Raw genomic sequence first — 21,350 nt, forward strand, 5'->3', positions numbered from 1 at the left:
GCATTTGAAGAAAATACTTTACGCCAATAATTTGTCACTTTATTATCTAGCAACCAAATGCATGTTGCATCTGTAAAATTAATAGTAAGATAAACAAAAATTTACTACTTTAAAATACGATAGTTTAAGTTTGCTAGTTCATGTCCTTTGCTTTGATTTAAACCTGACTAGTACCTACTTACTATAGATATTTACTCAAATTGTGATGGATGCATGATGGCCAATAATGATAAAAAAAATACTCTATCCAATCTGGATTTTGTTGATGATAAATCAGCTGCACTGCTACTTAACACACCAACTAGTGCGCGTATTTTACTTTGGGTGATACTGCTCTTTTTTATTGTAGCTTTCGCATGGGCATCGGTCGCTAAGTTAGACAAAGTGACAACCGGGATTGGTAAGGTAATTCCATCAAGTCAATTACAAGTCGTACAAAACCTTGAAGGTGGTATCGTTAAGCAAGTTATGGTGCGCGAAGGCGAACATGTAACAAAGGGACAAAAACTATTACTGATTGATGACACTCTATTTCAATCAGACTATAAAGAAAAAGATCAAAGCGTCGCTGGTTTACAAGCAGATATTATTCGCTTTAATGGCTTACTTGCTAGTATTAAAGTAGATAAGTCTCAAGCATCGAAGGATTGGCAAAAAACGGTGGTTATAAAACCGGCTCAGCTGGCCTTTACTAGTGAGTATAAAAAATCACATCCAGATAAAGTTCGACGTCAACAGAATGAATATCGAGATAATATTTCGAACCTCGAAAACCAATTATCAGTCGTTGCTCAACAAATCTCTCAAAAACAAAGAGAATTAACAGAAAATCAATCTAGAATCGCTAATCTACAACGCAGTTACAACATTGCTCTTAAAGAGTATAACATCACTAAGCCTCTGGCAGATGAAGGTGTTGTACCTAAAATTGAACTGCTAAAATTGCAACGTTCATTAAATGATACAAAACGAGATTTAACCTCAGCCAGGCTACAAGCTCCCGTAGCAAAATCCGCAATTAAAGAAGCTACTTTTAAATATATGGATATTGCCCTGCAGTTTAGAAGTGATATTCAGTCAAAGCTTAATGATACTAGTGATCAATTATCTAGTATGAACGAGACCCGAATCGGCTTAGAAGATCGTGTAAAAAGAACCACGGTGGTATCTCCTGTTACCGGCACTATTCAAAAGATTTATGTTAATACTGTTGGCGGTGTTATTCAGCCCGGCATGAACTTAATCGAAATAGTACCCACAGAAGATACATTACTTATTGAGGCAAAAATCGCACCGCAAGATATTGGCTTCTTACGCCCAGGCCTAAAAGCAATAGTGAAATTTACTGCATACGATTTTACTAGTTATGGAGGCCTTGATGGCGTGGTTGAAACCATCAGTGCTGATACGATCCAAGATAAGGAAGGTAACAGTTTCTATCAAGTGAGAGTTAGAACAGATAAAAATAGTCTTACTGCGCCAGATGGTGAATCGTTACCTATCATCCCAGGTATGACAGCTTCTGTAGATATAATCACAGGAAAACGCTCAGTTCTGGACTATCTACTTAAACCTATATTAAAAGCTCGCCATTCTGCTTTAAGAGAGTAAATATGAAAAATAATACGTTAAAGAAATTAGCCTTCACGATAGGAGCCTCTCTGATGACCATGCCTGTTATGGCTCAATCATTAGAGCAGGCAGTCGCTGAAACGCTAGCCTCAAACCCTGAAATTAAAAGTGCTTTCAATGAGTTTATGAGTCGTAACTCAATGATAGATGCAGCAAAAGGCGATTATTTGCCTTCTGTTGATCTTCGTGCAGGGGTTGGTTACAACAATTATGATAATGAGTTTGGTACTAAGGGAGAATACGACCCTAAACAAGCTGAAATCAGTATTCGACAGCTATTGTGGGACGGTTCTATTACTTGGAATAACATTAACCGTAACCAATCAGAAACCGAGGCTCAACGCTATCAGTTACTTTCAGATGCCCAAGATAAGGCGCTAAAAACAGCAGAAGTGTATCTTGATGTTCTACGTGCAGAAGCTGTTTTAAAACTATCTGAATCGAATTATAAAGTCCACCAACATATGTATGTGGATATTAAAAAACGTGCTGATGCAGGTATCGGTTCAACAGCAGACTTAGCTCAAGTAGAAGGCCGCCTTGCCCGTTCAAAAACCAATTTATTGGCAGCCCAAAGTAACTTAAACGATAAGAAAACAGAATTTGCTCGTACCGTCGGAACATTCCCTGATGGTTTAGTTACACCAGAAGTTGACGCTAACTTCATTCCTACCTCTCTTGATGATGCAATGAAAATTGCTCAAAAGAATAATCCTGTAATGTATGTTGCCAGCAATGATATTGATGCTGCTGAATATCAATATAAACAAGCAAAAGGTAATTTTTATCCTACCTTTGATATTGAAGCATCACAAGAATGGGGCAATGAGCTTAATGGTTCTCGTGGTGATACCGATGAATTTAAAGCCATGCTAAATATGCGCTATAACCTCTTTAATGGTGGTAGTGATGCGGCTAAAAGTCGTCAAGCGGCTTATCAGTTAAATAAATCAAAAGATATTAGAGATCGCGCATTGCGTATGCTAAAAGAAGGAACAAAGCTATCTTGGAGCGCTATGGAATTAGCCAATAGTCAGACAAAATACTTGCAAGAGCACGTTGATGCTTCAGCTCGTACTGTAATTGCTTATGAAAAACAGTTTAAAATTGGTCAACGCTCACTGCTTGATGTATTAAACACTGAAAACGAACTATTTGAATCACGCAAAGCTTATTTAAACGCTCACTATGATGGCATTTTTGCTAAGTATCGCGTTTTAAATGCAACGGGTACAATCTTGAATGAAATGCGAGTTGATATCCCTAACGAATGGACTGAGTCAGTAAAGTAAGCGAGAAAACATAATGAAAAATATTGCAATGAGTTTAATGGCTCTTTCGTTGTTTGGTTGTTCAATTAGTGCTCAACAACCGCCAGTTGCAACACAAACAAAAGATTTGCGAGATTTTGATAGCGATGGTGTTATCAATGCTCGAGATAAGTGTGCAGATACTCCGTTAGGTGCCGTTGTCGATAATGATGGTTGCCCAACTTACGTTAAAACCGATGAAAAAAATAGTGTGCATGTTTTATTTGCGAATGACTCAACGGTCATTCCTGAGACCTACATGGCTCAACTCAAGAAAACAGCACAGTTTTTAGAAACTTTCCCAGAAACTCATATAGAATTAAAAGGTTATGCGAGCCCGGTTGGCAATAGTGCTCATAACCAATATTTATCCGATACCCGGGCTGCCAATGTTAGACAACAATTGATCGATTTTGGTGTTGCGGCAGATCGAATCAAAACAGTTGGTTTCGGTGATGCGGATCCGATTCAAGCTGAAACATCAGAAGCTAGCAATACATTAAGTCGACGTGTTGTTGCTCAAGTTGTAGGGTCAAAAGGTCACGTTGTTGATCAGTGGACAATTTTTACAGTGCGTGAAAATTAAAAACAGTGAAAAAATTCGTTACACTGGTTGCTGTTGCTCTTCTATGTATAGCCGCAAATGTCGATGCTCTAACAAGTCGAGAGCAACAGCAAATTAGCAAAATACGAAGCTTTTATGGTGAAAGGGCTGAAAAACGAGCAACTGCATGGCGGGAGCTCATCGATAAGTCACGGCAATTCCCAGTCCAAAAACAACTCAAGCTGGTTAATGATTTCTTTAATCAGTTTATCTTTGTTGATGATATAAAGCTGTGGGGAAAAAAAGATTACTGGGCCACACCTCTTGAATTTGTGGGTGTTGGAGCTGGTGATTGTGAAGACTTTAGTATCGCTAAGTACATGGCACTTCGCTCTTTGGGCGTACCAGATTCGAAGTTACGCCTAGTCTATGTAAAGTCATTAACTTTAAACCAATTTCATATGGTTGTGGCCTACTACCCTACCCCAACAGCCGTTCCTGAAATTCTCGATAATCTTGATGGTGAGATCAAACCAGCAAATAAGAGAAAAGATCTTTTGCCCATATACAGTTTTAACGGTAGTAACTTATGGTTAATCAAACAACAGGGGCAAGGACAATTGGCGGGAAAAGCGTCGCGTCTTAGTATGTGGAACGATTTACGTCATAGAAACCGAAAAATAGAACTTCATAGACCCAAAATAAACTTTGATGAGTAATGGTAATGAGTCTTTATAGAAAAATACTTTTATGGATGCTAGTTGTATTCTTTGTATTAATCTCTGCTGTATTTGCAGTGCAGTTTAATACGACCAAAGACTACCTACAAACCCAACAGTCAACTGAGTTAGATAATGCCATTAGTGCGGTTGGCTTAGCCTTAGCTCCTTATTTAGAAAATAAAGATTATGTTGCTGCTGAGTCTGTAATTAATGCTACGTTTGATAGCAGTTTTTACAGCGCAGTTGAGCTCAAAACGCTTGATGGAAAAACATCCATTGCTCGCCAATACCCGATTGAAATTATAGATGTACCACAGTGGTATATGAATTTTATTTCGATCGAACCTGTGACAAAAACAACCACGCTAGCAAGCGGTTGGATGCAACTTGCACATCTAACTGTTACAAGTAGCCCGGCAAATGCTTATATTCAATTATGGCATGCAACCACGCAGCTACTTTTAGGCTTCATTATTACCATCATTCTTGCTGCAATTATTCTTGCGCTTATTTTACGAAATGTATTAACACCTCTTAAACATATTCAAAAACAAGCACAATTAATTTCGAGTAATCAATTTGATAAACCACTCCCTATTCCAGCGGTAAAAGAACTCAAAGATGTAGTACATGCATTCAATCATATGAGTGCTCAGCTTAAAAAATATTTTGAGCAGCAAGCAGCGGAAGCTGACAAATTAAGAATTAGAGCGTATCAAGATCCCGTTTCAGGCCTAGCTAATCGCACATTCCTCATGTCCCAACTTCAATCATGGCTAGAACAAGATTCATGCGGCGGATTTGCGTTACTAAAAGCTGATATTATTGAAGATACTTATACTCATCAAGGTTATGAGCTTGGCGATCAACAAGTTCAAACTCTTGCTAATCGATTAAAAGAGCTATCCAGTGATTACTATACTATTGCTCGACTTAACCAAGCAGAATTTATTCTCATCGCACCAGAAGCAGATGAAGATGAATTAAAAATGTTGGGTCGCCAAATGCTAAATATGACATCAGAGTTGAATAGCGATCCACTCAATTTAGCGCCTGTACATGCAGCAGTTGGGATTGTAATGAAAAATCAAGAAGATACAATCTCTACACTATTAACACAGGCGGATAACGCATTAACTATTGCTCATCAGCAGCCGAATGAACCAATCGCTATTATCCAGAGTGAAAATAATCAAAAGCTGAACCTAATCGGGAAACAACAATGGAAATATCTCGTTGATGAAGCTATCGCCAATCGACAAATTAGATTCAACTACCAAAATGCAGTGGATTTAAATGGTGAAGTGTTACATCAAGAGGTTTTTGCGTATATAGACAAAGCAGGGAAATATATTTCAGCAAGCCAATTTCTCACAGCTCTAGAGCAACTTAATGCAGGAACTTCATTCGATATTTTTGTTCTAGATGCTATTTTTGAACAAGTACTACACAATAACATCAAACAACCTATTGCGATCAATATTACGCAAAGTAGTATTAATGATAATAGCTTCATTCGTTGGGTATCGAATAAAACTGAAAGTTATCCATCACTTAAAGATAAAATATACTTTGAATTACCAGAAATAAGCTTTATCAAGAATCCTCACAATGTAGGTTTACTCTGTGAAATCTTACATAGAAATGGCTTCCAGTTTGGTATCGATAAATTTGGCTATAACTTTGGTTCAACGGGCTATTTATCCCAATTCCGTCCTACTTATGTAAAACTTGACTTTACTTACACCAATCAAGTGGATGATGAAGTTAAAGCAGATGCCTTAACCTCAATAACCAGAACCGCACAGAATCTAGGTATTACCGTTATTGCATCACGAGTCGAAACCGAGGCCCAGAAAGATAAATTATCTGAATTTATGATCAACGGTTTCCAAGGGTATATCACAGATAATTTCAAACAAGAGCGATGAACATGAAAGATCCATTACTACAATCTTTGGTGTACGTTAGCCGATTCTATGGTCAAGCAAACTCATCGGATGCCCTAATTGCCGATTTACCTTTAGCTGATGGTTTGTTGACCCCGTTCTTATTACCTAGAGCAGCAGAAAAAGCTGGGTTACAAGCAAAAGAAGCCAAACAATCAATTACGGATTTGTCTCCTCTTCTCTTCCCTGTTATAGCTTTATTAAAAGGGGGAGATGCATGTGTTGTTCTTAGTCTCGATAAAGAAAAAAATGAAGCCGAGGTTGTTCTTCCTCAAGCCGATGGAAATGAACAATGGATCAGTATTGATGACTTAACAGCACAATACACGGGGCATCTATTCCTTATCAAAAAACGCTTTCGCTATGATGAGCGTTCGCCAGAAATATTAAAAACTCGTGATGGCCACTGGTTTTGGAGTACTCTTTGGGAGTCAAAAAATATTTATCGAGATGTACTTATTGCATCTATATTGATCAATATTTTTGCCATTGCAGCACCTCTATTCTCCCGACTCGTTTACGATAAAATCGTACCAAATCTAGCTTTTGATTCACTATGGGTTTTAGCTATTGGTATTACGATTATTTTTAGTTTTGATTTAATTCTTAAGTTAATGAGAAGCTACTTTATTGATATTGCAGGTAAAAAATCAGACATTTTACTTTCTGCAAAAATATTTAGCCGAGTAATGGGAATTCGAATGGAAGCAAAACCAGCATCTGTTGGTGCTTTTGCTCGCCATTTACAAGAGTTCGAATCTATTCGAGAGTTCTTTACCTCTGCGACGGTCTCATCACTGATCGATTTACCATTTGCACTGCTATTTTTATTGGTAATTTATCTTGTTGGTGGGCCAATCGTATTGGTTCCAATGGTTGCTGTTGTCATTCTCATTATTTACAGCTTCTTAATTCAAAAACCATTACGTCGCTCAATTGAAGAAGGTTCTCGTCTGTCTTCACAAAAGCATGCTAACTTGATTGAAAGCCTAGTAGGTCTAGAAACAGTCAAAATGTTTGGTGCACAAAGCCAGTTCCAGTATAAATGGGAAGAAGCTGTAGCTCACATGTCCAACTGGAGTATTAAGTCACGTAAATTAACTGACTCGGTACAAAATGTTGCTGGATTTCTACAGCAATTTGTAACGGTTGCAATGATAGTTGTTGGTGTTTATCTCATTTCAGATGGGCAATTAACAATGGGTGGCCTAATTGCATCAACTATGCTTAGTGGTCGAGCTGTAGGTCCCCTTGTGCAATTATCACTACTATCAACTCGTTACAATCAAGCAAAGTCTGCAATGACCATTATTGAACAGTTGATGGAAATGCCACTAGAGCAAGAAGATGGTAAGCGTTACATTCACCATCCAATGCTAAAGGGCAAAATTGAATTTGATAAAGTTAGTTTTGCTTACCCAAACAGCACAAAAGCTGCGTTAAAAAATGTCAGTTTTTCTATCAACCCAGGTGAAAAGGTGGCAATTATTGGACGTATTGGTTCTGGAAAAACCACATTAGAACGTTTGATAATGGGGCTATACCGTCCTACAGAGGGCTCTGTCCGTATTGATAATACAGATATCAATCAAATGCACCACATTGATATACGTCGTAATATTGGATGTGTGCCACAAGATATTACCCTATTTTTTGGTTCTATCCGGGACAACATCACTCTTGGACGCCCTCTTGCAACGGATAAAGATATCCTAATTGCAGCAGAACGTGCTGGGGTAACCTCTTTTACTCAGCATGATGATGCTGGTTTAGAAAAGCAAGTTGGTGAAGGTGGTTTAGCACTTTCTGGAGGTCAACGTCAATCTATAGCAATTGCTCGAGCTCTACTGAGCAAACCTCCGGTTCTTGTAATGGATGAACCAACCAGCAGTATGGATAACCGTTCTGAAATGTACATTAAACATCAATTGGCAAGTCTATCAAATGAAGAAACTCTAATTCTGATCACACATAAAACAAGTATGCTCGATATTGTTGATCGCTTAATTGTAATGGAACAAGGCCAGATTATTGCTGATGGTAAAAAAGATCTTGTCTTACAACAATTAAGAGAAGGTGCAGTAAATAGAGCGAAAGCAAGCTAATTACGGTTATATCTCTAATATGTAAAATTTAGCAAAAGCTAGATTTACAGATAACATGCCAATTTCAACTGTTTGATAGTACGTTGTTAATATAATAGAAAGCCAGCATATTGAACTCCCTCCTCAATAGCTGGCTTTTTTTATATAACATTAATTAAAATATTCATAAGTCATCAACATTATAAAATTATGACTAATATCACAATACAAACCAATACCTTTAAAAAAATGATGAATAGTTATTAATAAATAGTCATTTTTAGTTACATCAAACCAATCAAAGTAAACCTAATGTTGCAGATTTACTAATATCTGTAGCTCATAAATCATGTTAATCTTCTTAGAAGCAATTGAAATATAAATTTCTAAGCAAGTCATAACTTATCAAATATTCCCAAATCATATGTATCCAGTTTAGACATATGATTTGGCTTTTTTCTTAATTGTCCCAACTCACCTAAAATCTTCTTCTTTCTTTACCAAGCTCATTAAACAGAGTACATTTCAATAATGTACAATTTTAGTCAGGTATTTTATGTCTAGCCTTCGTGTCTTTATATCTACATCAACAGATCCATGGTTTAACCTTGCTGTTGAAGACTCCATCTTTCATGCTATGGCACCAGATCAGCGTGTTCTGTTTTTATGGCGTAATGATAATACTGTGGTTATTGGGCGAGCTCAAAATCCATGGAAAGAATGTAATACACATAAAATGGAATCTGATCATATAAAGCTTGCAAGACGACAAAGTGGAGGTGGCGCTGTATTTCATGATCTAGGTAATACAAACTTTACCTTTATGGCAGGAAAACCAGAGTACAACAAATCCATATCAACCCAAATCGTAATTGATGCACTACAAACATTAGGAATTAATGCTGTTGCAACAGGACGTAATGATCTTGTTATTGAAGATGATGATGGTACTCGTAAATTTTCAGGTTCAGCCTATCGAGAAACCTTAGATCGAGGTTTTCACCATGGAACTCTTCTACTCAATGCCGATCTCAATCGTTTAGCAAATTATCTAAACCCAGACCCTAAAAAATTACAAGCAAAAGGAATTACATCTGTTAGAGCTCGTGTAACTAATTTGAGTAATATTAACCCATCCATTGATCATCAATCTGTTTCTACCGCTATAATTCAAGCTTTCTTTGAATATTATGGTGAGCACGTTGAATTAGAACTAATATCTCCAGAAAAAATGCCTAACATTCCTGGTTTCGAAGAGCGCTATAATAAACAAAAAGGCTGGGAATGGAATTTTGGAAATACGCCTCAATTTATGCATTCACTAGATGAGCGTTTTACATGGGGAGGAGTTGAATTACATTTTGATGTAGAAAAAGGAAATATATCAAAAGCACAGGTATTTACCGACAGCTTAACACCTGATGTAATTGAATTTTTTGCCAATAAATTGGTTCTTGCGCCATATAAAGAAGATACCATAATTCAAGCAATAGAAGTCACACAAAAACAGTATCCAGCTCACTATGAAGAGCTTAAACAACTTCAAAATTGGTTAGTTAAAGCGATTCTATAATGTTATCTCCCCCTTATATTAATAACTTAATAATGGGGGGAGAATTTCACAGAATAAAGGTGTTCAAATATCGAAAGTTGCTCTATCTTTCTAACTTAATGTTCTTTCATTGTTTCATTGCAATCATCACAACATGGGTTCATCACACGCTCTGCACAATTGAAAGGCTCTATATGAATAATAATATCAACAACTTCATCTAAATTATCAAGTAGCTTAGCTTTAAAGTTTTCTGCTATGGTGTGGGCTTTTTCTATTGTCATTTCAGAATCAACCAGAAGATGAAAATCAATTAGGATTGAGCTTCCAGTCCGACGGCTTCTAATCGCATGAACCTCTTTGATATTAACATCTTCTAATGCGAGTTTCTGAATCTGTTTCTCTAATTCAGAATCTGCTTCGGCATCCGTCAACTCTTTTACTGCTGGCCATAAGATTTCGATTGCAGCCTTTAAAATCATTAAAGTAACAATTAATGCCGCGATTTGATCCAAATAATGAAGATCTGGAACAACATAGTTAGCAATAACAGCAATAGCAACAGGCAATGAACTAAGAGCATCTGAACGATGATGCCAAGCGTTGGCAAATAGAGCTCGACTATTTACCTTTTTAGCTTGTATTACTGTCCAACGGTAAAGTATTTCTTTTACAACGATTGAAGCGACTGCAGCGCCAAATGCGAGCAAACTTGGGCTATTATGTTGTTCTTGGCTAATAGAATGTAGAGATTCCCAACCAATACCGATACCAACAAAGGCTAACAAAATACCGATAAAAATATTGGTCAACGTTTCAAACCGACCATGCCCGTAAGGATGTTCTTTGTCTGCAGGAGCTGTCCAAAATTTTGCACCAATCAAAATTGCGGCATCAGTAACCAAATCAGAAAAACTATGAACACCATCGGCGATCAAAGCTTGGCTATTGGTTAACTTACCAATAGTAATTTTAACCACTGCAAGAATAATATTCGCAATAGAGCCAATCCAAGTTGCTTTACGGATGACCTGAACCGTTTGAGCTGATGACATAAAACTTACCGCTAACCTAAAAGCCACATATCATACTTCTTTTTATCCTATTAATCATTCTTCCTGATGTTATCCTTCACCTAATAGTAAAGATCAGTGCTCATAATGATTCATAAGATTTTTCGATTTAACACCTGATAGTTTTATAAAAAATTTAACTTTTATAAAAAGAACAGAACTTCATCATAAAATAAATCAACATTGGGTTATTATTGACTAAATTCATCATTAGACCTTGTTTACATCACACAATGAATATTAAAATTTCCACATAGAAATAAAATCAAGACATAATGTATTTATTGGACCGAAAAGTTGGCGATATTATGGAAAATCTAGCAGCCTTTACAGAGAGAAATATATCTAACCATTCCACATTTAATGCTTGGATCTATGATAGTAATTTAAATTATAAAACCTTAGATATTGCAGAAAAGCTTAACTCCCCTCGACTCAGTCAATTAATTGACAGCAATCTTCATCTTATAATTGAAAATATTATCGAAAATAAGTTCTTTATTATATTCTCTGAATTATCGATTGTTACTGAAATAATTTTTAACAATAATCAAGTAATTGAAATTAAGTAAAAAATGAGCCACTCACCGGTGGCTCTTTCTTATAATTCAATAACGTTTCTTTCTCCGCTACTGCATGCTTGGTATCCGGCTTCCCAACCATCACTGTAACGCGTGTCTGTATTAATAAATGTGTTGTCTTTTAGGTAGTTATAACCATCCATCCCTATTTTATCAAGGGCACTATCACATCCATGATTGTACCCATAATAATAAATGCTATCGTATTTAACATCGCTTACATATTCATCGGGATACAATTGGTAACTAGTATTCGTTTCTGCACAACCAGCAAGAATCAATAATACAATCGTAAAATATAATTGTTTCATAGCACCTCCTGTATAATCTATTTAATTCTAGCTTAATTTTAAAAATAAGCATGATTATCGATTTATTCCATTATGATATATTTTGTTGTTTGTATTTTTTATTTAATACCTCAAAACCATTATTCAAATCAGATATTAAATCTTCAACACTTTCCAAACCAATATGAAGCCTAATTATTGAGCCTGAAAACTCTTTTTTATCTACGGTTCTTATATTATTAATATTATGGTTAGCAAGAATTAAGCTTTCATATCCTCCCCAAGAATATCCCATACTAAAATGCTTCATACTATCAAGCATTGCATTTACTGAAGATATATCGCCATATTTTAGAACGAACGAAAATAACCCATTAGAACCTAAATAATCACGTTCAAAAAAAGCATTACCGTCACAACTCTCAAAGGCAGGATGTCTTACATGATCAACTTCAGGGCGCTGAGATAACCAGTGTGCCACTTTCAATGCACTTTCTTCATGCTGTTTCATTCTCACTCCTAAGGTTCTCAATCCTCTAGCAGCAAGATAAATATCGTCAGGAGATGTACACTGTCCCATTAAGTAGCTTTGTTCTTGTAGTTGGCTCCAACAGCGTTCGTTAGCAGTTGCCGTTCCTAACATAACATCAGAGTGACCAACAATATACTTAGTTGCTGCTTGAATAGATATATCAACACCATGGTCAAATGGCTGAAAATGAATTGGTGAAGCCCATGTATTATCCAGCATCACCACTATATCATGCTCATGTGCAATTGAGGCTAGTTTAGGGACATCTTGTACTTCCATCGTAATAGAACATGGCGATTCTAAAAATAGTACGCTTGTATTGGGTCTGATTAATTCTCGTAATTCATCACCAATCAAAGGATCATAATAGGTTGTTTCTACTCCCATACGCGCAAGAACTTTATCGCAAAAATCACGTGTTGGCTCATAAACTCCGTCAACCATTAAAATATGATCTCCAGCCTTAACAAAAGCCAAAATTGAGTTTGTTATTGCCGCTGCCCCACATGGGAATAAAGCACAGCCAACCCCGCCTTCAAGTTCAGTCATTGCTTCTTGAAAAGCGAAATGCGTATTGGTACCTCTACGGCCATAATAAAGAGATTTATTGCCTCGATTAGCCGTTGCTTCTTTCATCTCTTTTACTGAATCAAATACAATCGTTGACGCTCGGCTTACTGGAGTATTAACTAAATGTTGCGTCCACTTTTTTGCACGTCCAGCCGTTATAATTTTTGTGTGTAACCCTTTGTTCTCTTCCATTACTCTTCCTTGACTAATTTACGTTTGAATTACCATAGCAAGGGTTGAAGTAAAAAAAAAGCCGCTTATAGATTCATAAGCGGCTTAGTTTTAAAACAAATTAGAAAGAGTTAGATGTACTCTTCTTCTTTTGGTTCTGGTTTTGGCATGTAATGTTCAGGCTTCAAACCAAGATATTCTGGTAATACTGTACCAACCGAAATTGAAGACCAAGTACCCGTTAAGATACCGATAAACATTGCAATAGAGAATCCTTCAAGAGAAGCACCACCTAGTAACCATAAAGAACCAACGGTCATTAATGTAGTACCGGATGTCACCATAGTACGAGAGAACGTTGCTACAATTGCTTCGTTATTGGTCTCTTCTAATGTCTGTTTTGGCTTAGCAATTAGCAACTCTCGGATACGGTCTGCGATAATAATGGAGTCATTCAATGAATAACCCAAAATCGCCAATACTGCGGCTAAAACCGTTAAGTTAAACTCCATTTGCGTTGCCGCGAAAAAGCCTAAAACTAGAACCACATCGTGAAGCAGGGCAAGAAGTGAACCAGAAGCTAGACGCCATTCAAAACGGTAGCTTAAGTAACCCATAATACAAAGCAGTGATAACAGTAATGCTAAGCCACCTTGATCAGCTAATTCTTTACCAACCTGAGGACCTACAATACTAGTATTCAATACTTGAACATCAGTCTTTAGTGGGGCAAGAACTTCATTAAGGGCTGGATACTGAACCCCTTTAGCAGGAGTGGCATAACGCAACACCCAACGTCCAGGTTCATCTGCTGCAATTACCACCACATCTTGATTGAAGCCAGCATCTAGTAGAGGACGAAGCTCACTACTTGTTACTTTATTATCAGCTAGTTGTACTTCACTTACCACACCACCAGTAAAGTCTAAACCCCAATTTAAGCCTTTAAGACAAACAAAAGAGATAGAAATTACCATCAAAGAGATAGATACAATACTCGTAAAATAACGAAGCTTAGTTAAGTTTTTAACAAGATAATTCATTGTCTTAAACCCTTACGTCGTGACGTGAATCGCGGCCCCATACCAAGTTAATAATGGCACGAGAAGCAAAAATACCAGTAAACATACTAGTTAATAGACCAAGACCAAGAGTTAGAGCAAAGCCTTGAATAGGACCATTACCGATAGCATAAAGTACTACTGCGGTGATCATGGTTGTAAAGTTCGCATCAAAAATAGTGCTAAAGGCGCTGCTAAAGCCACGATCGATTGCTTGAGCAAAGCTACGACCTTCTTTCAATTTATCTTTAATACGTTCAAAAATTAGTACGTTGGTATCAACTGCCATACCAACAGTCAATACAAGACCTGCAATACCAGGAAGGGTAAGAACAGCACCAGGGATTAATGCTAATAAACCAAATAGCATAATCATGTTACAGATAAGAGCAATATTGGCTACCCAACCTAGACGGCGGTACCAAACTGCCATAAATAGCAATGTAACACCCATACCTAATGCTAAAGCAGCAAAACCGTTCTTGATGTTTTCAGCACCAAGAGTTGGACCAATTGTACGTTCTTCAACAATAGTAACAGGAGCAGTTAATGAACCAGCACGAAGAAGCAGCGCTAATTGCTGTGCATCTTCTAAAGAACCAGCACCCGTAATACGGAAACGGCTACCTAATTGAGATTGAATGGTCGCAACACTGATAATGGTGTTAGTTTGAACCGTTTCACCTTTATCATTACGGCTATATTCGCTGTAAGATGTTGCCATTGGTTTACCGATATTATGACGAGAGAATTCAGACATAATATGACCACCAGCAGAATCTAGTGTGATATTTACTTCTGGAGTACTCATCTCACCAAAACCGGCGCGAGCATCGATAATATGATCACCACTTAGTACAGGTTTACGACCTACGCGAACAGGGCGACCTTGCTTATCATCAAGCACCATAGTACTACCAGTACCTTCTTGCTTCACAGCATAGAATGCAAGACTTGCTGTTGCACCGATAACTTTTTTCGCAGCAGCTGGATCTTGAACACCTGGTAGCTCAATACGGATACGGTTTTCACCCTGACGCTGAACAACGGCTTCTGTAATACCCAACTCTTCAATACGGCTACGCATAGTCTGAAGGTTTTGCTGAACAGTTAAATTACGAAGTTCTGTCTGCTCTTTTTCTTTAAGCGTTAAAATAAGGTTATCGCCATTACCATTTGTTGGTTGCCATTGAGGGTACTGCTGCTCAACAAAATGACGGATCTTACTGTTTGCATCTGAACTTGGAAGACGTACTAACAATTTGTCAGCAGCCATAATTTCTACACGAGCGGCACGAATACCTTCTTTACGGAAATCGGCGCGTAAGTCATCAGCAAGAGATTGACCTTGAACTTTAAACACTTGGTTCACATCAACATCTAATAAGAATTGAACACCACCACGTAAGTCTAGACCAAGCTTGATCGGTTCAAAGCCCATATCTTGTAGCCACATTGGCGCTGCAGGTTCAAGAGCCAGCGTCAAACGCTCTTCGGCATTTTCACCTTTAATCAACTTAGCTAAAACTTCTTTTGCTTTAGTTTGTTGATCTTCTTCATCCAGAATCACAATGGTATGAGCTGGTTTTTGCTCAATTTTCTTAATTGCGATGTGATTATCATCTAGCTCTTTTTTAATCGCAAAAGGCGTTGGTACCGGACCACCTTTAGCACTGATTTGAACTGCTGCATCTTCACCAAACCACGTTGGGATCGCGCTTAAAAGCATGATTGCAACAGTCACCACCAATACGACATATTTCCATGCCGAATAATGGTTTAAGATCTGTTGAGGTTTTCTTTTTCTCATTACCATTTCTTCCTATGCTTATAACGTTAAGCACATATAAACCTGACTTGACCTCACCATGAGATAACAAGTCATAACAAAAGATAGAAGTAAAAATACGAATTAGGTATTTTTTACGAAATATAGATAGATTTAGCTATCGAAATAAGAAATTCGAAACTAAAAAAACTTGGAGTGTGGGCGCGCGTTACGCTAAATATTGATGTGAATAAATTCGGTATGTCAAATTGCTCTCTTTCCAACCAGAGATGCGATTAGAGGATGGTTTTATCTTGAGGATCCAATCAAGTGTTGGACATAAATCTTCAGAATAGCTTTTCGCTATACTTAAAATCGAAGGAACTGAAATCTCATGGGCGAGATAATAAAGCGGCTGGACTTCATCAGGATCATGATGAGCCATACTTAAAAATCGACTAGAATTTGCTAATCCCAACCGAATATCATGGGGTTCACGGCTCTGGTGATCGCCATGAGACTCTTCTTCTGTCTGATTCGCAAATTTCCAAATCAGCTTGTCTTGTCGGGCAAAGGGGTATGAAGCAACCGTCTCATCTATGTGAATTTGACGATATAACGTTGCAATATCAAAGGAGTTATCTGTACCCTCGACGATCAGCTGGTTAGTATTCACGCTCAAATGATAAAAATCTTGTTCAAATTTCGTTCGTGCGTCAGCATGAGCAACCGAAGTTAACCCAAGACAGAGCATCAAGATAAATGAACGAAATAAGACCGAAAACATAAAATAAGCGAGAAATTAACCACTGTTTTAAACTATGACGTCGCATCATAAAGCTGACGGCGCAGAGATACAAGTGAATAATCACATAAAACAGCAAAGCTCACCTCATAATAGTGCTGATAACAAAAATCTGAGTCTTTATCCTCAAATAACATTAAGATGTTAAGTTCAGTAACAATAGCTTGGGTGTATTTCCCCGTAAACGAAAATATAAAGAACAAGGAGATAGTCGTGCAGAAAAAGGTCGCATTTATTGGTTTAGGTACCATGGGATATCCAATGGCTGCTCACCTGCAAAAAGCTGGATATCAGGTCACGGTTTATAATCGAACCCATGAAAAGGCAATAAATTGGGTTAAAGAATATGGCGGTGAGAGCGCATTAACGCCAGCAATCGCAGCTAAAGAGGCAGAAATTATCTTTACTTGTGTTGGTAATGATAATGATGTTAGAGAAGTCTATTATGGTGATAATGGTATCTTATCTCATGCAAAATCAGGAGCCATTCTTGTTGATAACACTACGGCATCAGCACAACTGGCTCAAGAGCTATACAATGCAGCTAAAGAGGTCAATTGCCACTTTTTAGATGCGCCTGTATCGGGTGGTGAAGCAGGAGCAATTAATGGCTGTTTAACAGTAATGGTAGGTGGCGATAAAAATGTATTTGAACAAGCAAAAGATACAATAGCCGCTTTCGCAAAAGCAGTAACCTTGATGGGCGATTCAGGTGCTGGACAAACAACAAAAATGGCGAATCAAATCTGCATTGCCGGTATTTTGCAAGGATTATCAGAAGCCATCACGTTAGCGAAAGCATCGGGTTTAAATATAGAACAGATGGCTGAAGTATTAAAACATGGCGCAGCAGGTTCTTGGCAACTGGAGAACCGAGCCACGACTATGGCTACGGATCAATTTAATTTCGGTTTTGCCATTGATTGGATGAGAAAAGATCTCGCCATTTGCTTTGAAGCAGCAGACAAGCTTGGTGTTGATTTACCTATGACTCACCAAGTAGATAAAGAGTATGAAAAATTACAGCAGCAAGGTTTAAACCGTTGTGATACGTCAGTACTTATTAAACAATTTGAACAAAAAGCTGTTTGATATTTGCTCCAAAATACAGTTACAAAACAAAGGGAGGCACTTAGCCTCCCCTATCGAATCAACTATTTATCACTCTTCATTATAGAGAAATAAAGATACCTGCAAGAGCTGCACTCATCAAGTTAGCTAATGTCGCGGCAAGGACAGCACGGAAACCAAGATTTGCTACATCACTACGGCGATCTGGCGCCATCGCACCAATTGAGCCGATTTGAATCGCAATTGAACCGATGTTAGCAAAACCACACAGTGCAAAAGTAATGATCACTTGAGTATGCTCAGAAAGAGTCTGCTTAACATTCGCAAAATCCATAAATGCTACAAATTCATTTAGGATCAGCTTCTCACCGATGAAAGAGCCAGCCTTCAACATTTCATGAGCAGGAACACCCGCAACAAAAGCCAATGGGGAGAATACATAACCAAGAACTTTCTGCATCGTCATGCCAGCAAAGCCAAACATCTCACCAACAGATTCTAATCCAGCATTTACCATAGCGATAACACTAACAAAGGCAATCAGCATTGTACCGATAGCCACAGACACTTTCATGCCGTTCATTGCACCAGCAGCTAAAGCATCAATTGCATTGCTGTGATCGCTTTTTTCCATTTCAATCGCAGTTTGCTCAACAGGCGTACCGATTTCTGGTACTAAGATCTTTGCCATTAATAGACCGCCAGGAGCAGCCATAAAGCTAGCAGCAATCAAATATTTCAGATCAACACCTAAGCCTGCATAACCACCAAGCACTGAGCCGGCTACTGATGCCATACCACAGGTCATCACAACAAACAGTTCAGAGCGAGTCATTTGAGAAAGGAAAGGTTTAACAAGAAGTGGCGATTCGCCTTGAGAAAGGAAGATGTTACCTGTTGCAACTAATGATTCCGCACGACTAGTACCTAAAGCTTTTTGAATTCCACCACCAAGAACTTTGATGATCCATTGCATTACGCCAAGATAATAAAGAAGGGAAATAAGAGCACTGATGAAGATAACAAGAGGTAGGACACGAATAGCAAAAACAAAGCCGCTTTTTTGAATATTGGATAAATCACCAAAAACAAACTGAATACCCACATCAGCAAAGCTTAATAGGCCAGCAACACCATCACTCATGGCCCCTAGCATTTTCTGCCCAATAGGTATATACAATACCAACGCTGCAAAGCCCGCCTGTAAAAACAGAGCTCCGCCTACTGTGCGCCAATTGATGGCTTTTTTATTTTCAGAAAAAGCCCAAGCGCACAAAATCAGCACCAAAATACCGGCGATACTAATTAATAACTGCATTATTTCGTCCTACGAGTTTTAATTGGATGTCGAAAAATGTAGGTCTTGCTGTCTGTTGAAACAAATAGGGCAGATGCTTTAGAGAAAAAGCAAAATAGGAAGGTGTCAAACCCAAAGGCTTAACAAACAAAATTGATTCCGTCCGATTGTACAACATACAAGTCACCTAAATTAACAAGCTAACATTAACGCCGGTCCAACTCCGTGGGTCGTTCACATTCCATGGTGACAGCTTGTAACTAAGGTGGCTGAACTCGATGGTTCTGGCCGGGAGCGGAGTATATAGAGATATGGATCACAAAAACAAGCCCTAAAGGCATTTTTTTTAGTTTATTTGCTTATCTGATGGGAATCTAATCAAAAGGATAACGTTTAGCTCAAGTGTTAATATGGTTTGCCGATAATATAAGAACCGTATAAAAACAAACAATTAGTATTAAATTGTATGACTAAATCTCTGTTACTGCTCAATCAATTAAAGATAATCGTTTGTATTGTCTTTTTTCTTGGCTCATCCAATGCATTTGCAAAGGTTGTATTATCAAATGTTCACTTGCTTAATTATACCGACACCTATGGCAACTTATACTTCCCTAGATTTAGTGATCTTCAATTACCCTCACCGTTAGATGTCCACGGCAGTCTTATCGCATCACACACTAAAATTTCGCCCCTTCCCTCTCCTTTAAAGGTTAAAGGAAATGTAGACTTGTCTTATAGCAATATCACCTTTCTACCCAATGTGCTAAAAGTTGGAGGATATTTAAACCTTGCACATTCTCAGGTTAATCGCCTGCCAGAAGGATTAATTGTACCTGGTGATTTAAGTTTAATTTCAACCCCCATTACCTATTTACCCAATAACCTATTTGTTGGTGGAAATTTATATCTTAACAATACAAAACTCACCTATTTACCTCTTAATCTAAAAGTAGGTGGCGATTTATATCTATCAGGAAGTAAAATAAAAGAAATACCGGAATCGGCACAGATAAAAGGTAGAATAATTAATTAAACATTGAAAATATTAAAGCGATACTTATCACCTAAAGTATCGCTTACATGTTTAATCACTTAGATTTTGCAGCAGTTTTAACTGATTGGTTTTGATAGTAAAACCACTGTCTACGGTTACGTGATCTCATAAAACACCTCTGTTTTTATTTTTGAACATAAATCAAAAAATTACCAATGGTATAAATTGATTATTATGTTGCTTTATTATTGTTACTGTTTAAATAAACTCTAATGACATATTCATGACAATGAGACTAACAGCTTACGTTTACTTTAAGTGAGACCGTAGAACCATTTAAAAGTTTCAGGTTTCTACTTAAAGTTTATTTTTAGAAATGTGATATGTTGCGTGGAGTGATGTTCTTAACTTCAGTGACGGTTAAAGCTAGATAGGCTTACAGTGCTAATTTTCACCTTACGACTTATATCAACCCGCTTAATATAAGTAGCTTTAATAAACTTAGCAACCACTTTTTGGACAAAAAACAAACTTTATCTACAAAAAACCTTTAACCCTTTGAAGAATATGAAAATAGATTTTAATCTCAATATGGAATACCACGATGAAAAGAGCCTTTAAGATCCCATTTTGAATACTTTCCTTATGCTATCTGTCAAAAAATTGATCTTGCAACTAGAGTAAAACAGTTAATTCTCTTTAAATGAAGGACGCTACTTAATCTTGGAGGTTTTATGTCTCTTCACCAACCGTTACTAGAAACACCTCGTTTATTACTGCGCCCCTTAGAATTATCAGATTCAACCAAGATTCAGCACCTTGCCGGAGACTTCAGTATTGCAAATAAAACGCTATCGGTACCTCACCCTTATCACGATGGAATGGCAGGGCAGTGGATTGGCGTTCATTTAGCTGGGTGGCAAGCAAAAACATCCATTATGTTTGCCATTGTAGAAAAACAATCAAATAAGCTCATCGGTTGTGTAGGTCTAGAGCATATCAAAGATAACCACGCACAAATAGGATTTTGGATAGGCGTCCCCTATTGGGGAAATGGTTTTTGTACGGAAGCGGCTTTGGCTGTAAAGGAATATGCGAGTCGTGACTTAGAACTTCATTATCTCTACGCACGCCATCTACATCGTGAACCATCATCTGGCAAGGTTATGAAAAAGATAGGTATGGAGTACAAAAACTCTGTCGAGCGTCTGCATAATAATCATAAAGAGCAGCTTGATTATTATGAATGTGTACTAGCAAAGAGCCATATTGAAACGAAATAACCCAAAACTCAGCGCCTGCAATTAAGAAGAGAAATCCATACAAGAACATCTCTTTTTA

18 protein-coding genes are annotated in these 21,350 nt (G+C 37.6%); 11 read left to right on the top strand and 7 right to left on the bottom strand.

The window, feature by feature from the left end; translation table 11 throughout:
- The first annotated feature begins 216 nt into the window (after positions 1-216).
- The 7 genes from WAX86_RS17960 (at position 217) to WAX86_RS17990 (ending at position 9,814) form a co-directional block, all read left to right on the top strand.
- Entirely contained in the window at positions 217-1,611 is a 1,395-nt protein-coding gene (locus tag WAX86_RS17960; protein WP_005305614.1) for an HlyD family type I secretion periplasmic adaptor subunit, read from the top strand.
- Positions 1,612-1,613: 2 nt separating this feature from the next.
- On the top strand, positions 1,614-2,924 hold the full coding sequence (locus WAX86_RS17965; RefSeq protein ID WP_370467808.1) for a TolC family outer membrane protein: 1,311 nt from the start codon (positions 1,614-1,616) through the stop codon (positions 2,922-2,924).
- A 13-nt stretch (positions 2,925-2,937) separates the two neighbouring features.
- Positions 2,938-3,528: an OmpA family protein gene (locus WAX86_RS17970; RefSeq protein WP_036765780.1), complete on the top strand. Its 591-nt coding sequence runs from the start codon at positions 2,938-2,940 to the stop codon at positions 3,526-3,528.
- A gap of 5 nt (positions 3,529-3,533) precedes the next feature.
- The gene (locus WAX86_RS17975) at positions 3,534-4,205 is read left to right on the top strand and encodes a transglutaminase-like cysteine peptidase (RefSeq protein ID WP_005305623.1); all 672 of its coding nucleotides are present in this window, start codon (positions 3,534-3,536) and stop codon (positions 4,203-4,205) included.
- 5 nt (positions 4,206-4,210) lie between these two features.
- Positions 4,211-6,139: an EAL domain-containing protein gene (locus tag WAX86_RS17980; protein ID WP_341489427.1), complete on the top strand. Its 1,929-nt coding sequence runs from the start codon at positions 4,211-4,213 to the stop codon at positions 6,137-6,139.
- A 2-nt stretch (positions 6,140-6,141) separates the two neighbouring features.
- Positions 6,142-8,262, top strand: coding sequence for a type I secretion system permease/ATPase (locus WAX86_RS17985; RefSeq protein ID WP_112163560.1), 2,121 nt, complete (start codon positions 6,142-6,144; stop codon positions 8,260-8,262).
- Between the two features lie 535 nt (positions 8,263-8,797).
- The gene (locus WAX86_RS17990; protein ID WP_237031893.1) at positions 8,798-9,814 is read left to right on the top strand and encodes a lipoate--protein ligase; all 1,017 of its coding nucleotides are present in this window, start codon (positions 8,798-8,800) and stop codon (positions 9,812-9,814) included.
- Positions 9,815-9,909: 95 nt separating this feature from the next.
- On the opposite strand, the gene WAX86_RS17995 is transcribed toward WAX86_RS17990, so the two are convergent.
- On the bottom strand, positions 9,910-10,848 hold the full coding sequence (locus WAX86_RS17995) for a cation diffusion facilitator family transporter (protein WP_341489428.1): 939 nt from the start codon (positions 10,846-10,848) through the stop codon (positions 9,910-9,912).
- A gap of 326 nt (positions 10,849-11,174) precedes the next feature.
- Here WAX86_RS17995 and WAX86_RS18000 point away from each other — a divergent pair, with 326 nt between their 5' ends.
- Complete coding sequence (locus WAX86_RS18000; protein ID WP_107200320.1) at positions 11,175-11,438, top strand: hypothetical protein; 264 nt, start codon at positions 11,175-11,177, stop codon at positions 11,436-11,438.
- 29 nt (positions 11,439-11,467) lie between these two features.
- Here WAX86_RS18000 and WAX86_RS18005 read toward each other — a convergent pair whose 3' ends face one another.
- The 5 genes from WAX86_RS18005 to WAX86_RS18025 all read right to left on the bottom strand — a co-directional run bounded on the left by WAX86_RS18005 (position 11,468) and on the right by WAX86_RS18025 (position 16,626).
- Entirely contained in the window at positions 11,468-11,758 is a 291-nt protein-coding gene (locus WAX86_RS18005) for a hypothetical protein (protein WP_044177872.1), read from the bottom strand.
- A 70-nt stretch (positions 11,759-11,828) separates the two neighbouring features.
- Entirely contained in the window at positions 11,829-13,031 is a 1,203-nt protein-coding gene (locus tag WAX86_RS18010) for a cystathionine beta-lyase (RefSeq protein ID WP_341489429.1), read from the bottom strand.
- Positions 13,032-13,141: 110 nt separating this feature from the next.
- On the bottom strand, positions 13,142-14,053 hold the full coding sequence (gene secF, locus WAX86_RS18015; protein ID WP_036765784.1) for a protein translocase subunit SecF: 912 nt from the start codon (positions 14,051-14,053) through the stop codon (positions 13,142-13,144).
- A gap of 4 nt (positions 14,054-14,057) precedes the next feature.
- The gene (gene secD, locus WAX86_RS18020) at positions 14,058-15,887 is read right to left on the bottom strand and encodes a protein translocase subunit SecD (RefSeq protein WP_171027360.1); all 1,830 of its coding nucleotides are present in this window, start codon (positions 15,885-15,887) and stop codon (positions 14,058-14,060) included.
- A 181-nt stretch (positions 15,888-16,068) separates the two neighbouring features.
- Positions 16,069-16,626 carry a hypothetical protein gene (locus WAX86_RS18025; protein WP_081282922.1) on the bottom strand — a complete coding sequence of 186 codons (558 nt, stop codon included), beginning with the start codon at positions 16,624-16,626 and terminating at the stop codon, positions 16,069-16,071.
- A gap of 267 nt (positions 16,627-16,893) precedes the next feature.
- On the opposite strand from WAX86_RS18025, the gene WAX86_RS18030 reads away from it, so the two are divergent.
- The gene (locus WAX86_RS18030) at positions 16,894-17,736 is read left to right on the top strand and encodes an NAD(P)-dependent oxidoreductase (protein ID WP_341489803.1); all 843 of its coding nucleotides are present in this window, start codon (positions 16,894-16,896) and stop codon (positions 17,734-17,736) included.
- A gap of 79 nt (positions 17,737-17,815) precedes the next feature.
- Here WAX86_RS18030 and WAX86_RS18035 read toward each other — a convergent pair whose 3' ends face one another.
- The gene (locus WAX86_RS18035) at positions 17,816-19,033 is read right to left on the bottom strand and encodes a NupC/NupG family nucleoside CNT transporter (protein WP_341489430.1); all 1,218 of its coding nucleotides are present in this window, start codon (positions 19,031-19,033) and stop codon (positions 17,816-17,818) included.
- Positions 19,034-19,478: 445 nt separating this feature from the next.
- On the opposite strand from WAX86_RS18035, the gene WAX86_RS18040 reads away from it, so the two are divergent.
- Together WAX86_RS18040 and WAX86_RS18045 are read left to right on the top strand one after the other, a co-directional pair.
- Positions 19,479-20,048 (top strand): hypothetical protein, encoded by a 570-nt coding sequence (locus WAX86_RS18040; RefSeq protein WP_081313101.1) that lies wholly within the window; start codon positions 19,479-19,481, stop codon positions 20,046-20,048.
- A gap of 695 nt (positions 20,049-20,743) precedes the next feature.
- Entirely contained in the window at positions 20,744-21,292 is a 549-nt protein-coding gene (locus WAX86_RS18045) for a GNAT family N-acetyltransferase (RefSeq protein ID WP_065170913.1), read from the top strand.
- Positions 21,293-21,350 lie beyond the last annotated feature (58 nt).

Source organism: Photobacterium damselae subsp. damselae (assembly GCF_038086725.1).
Taxonomy (GTDB): Bacteria; Pseudomonadota; Gammaproteobacteria; order Enterobacterales; family Vibrionaceae; genus Photobacterium; species Photobacterium damselae.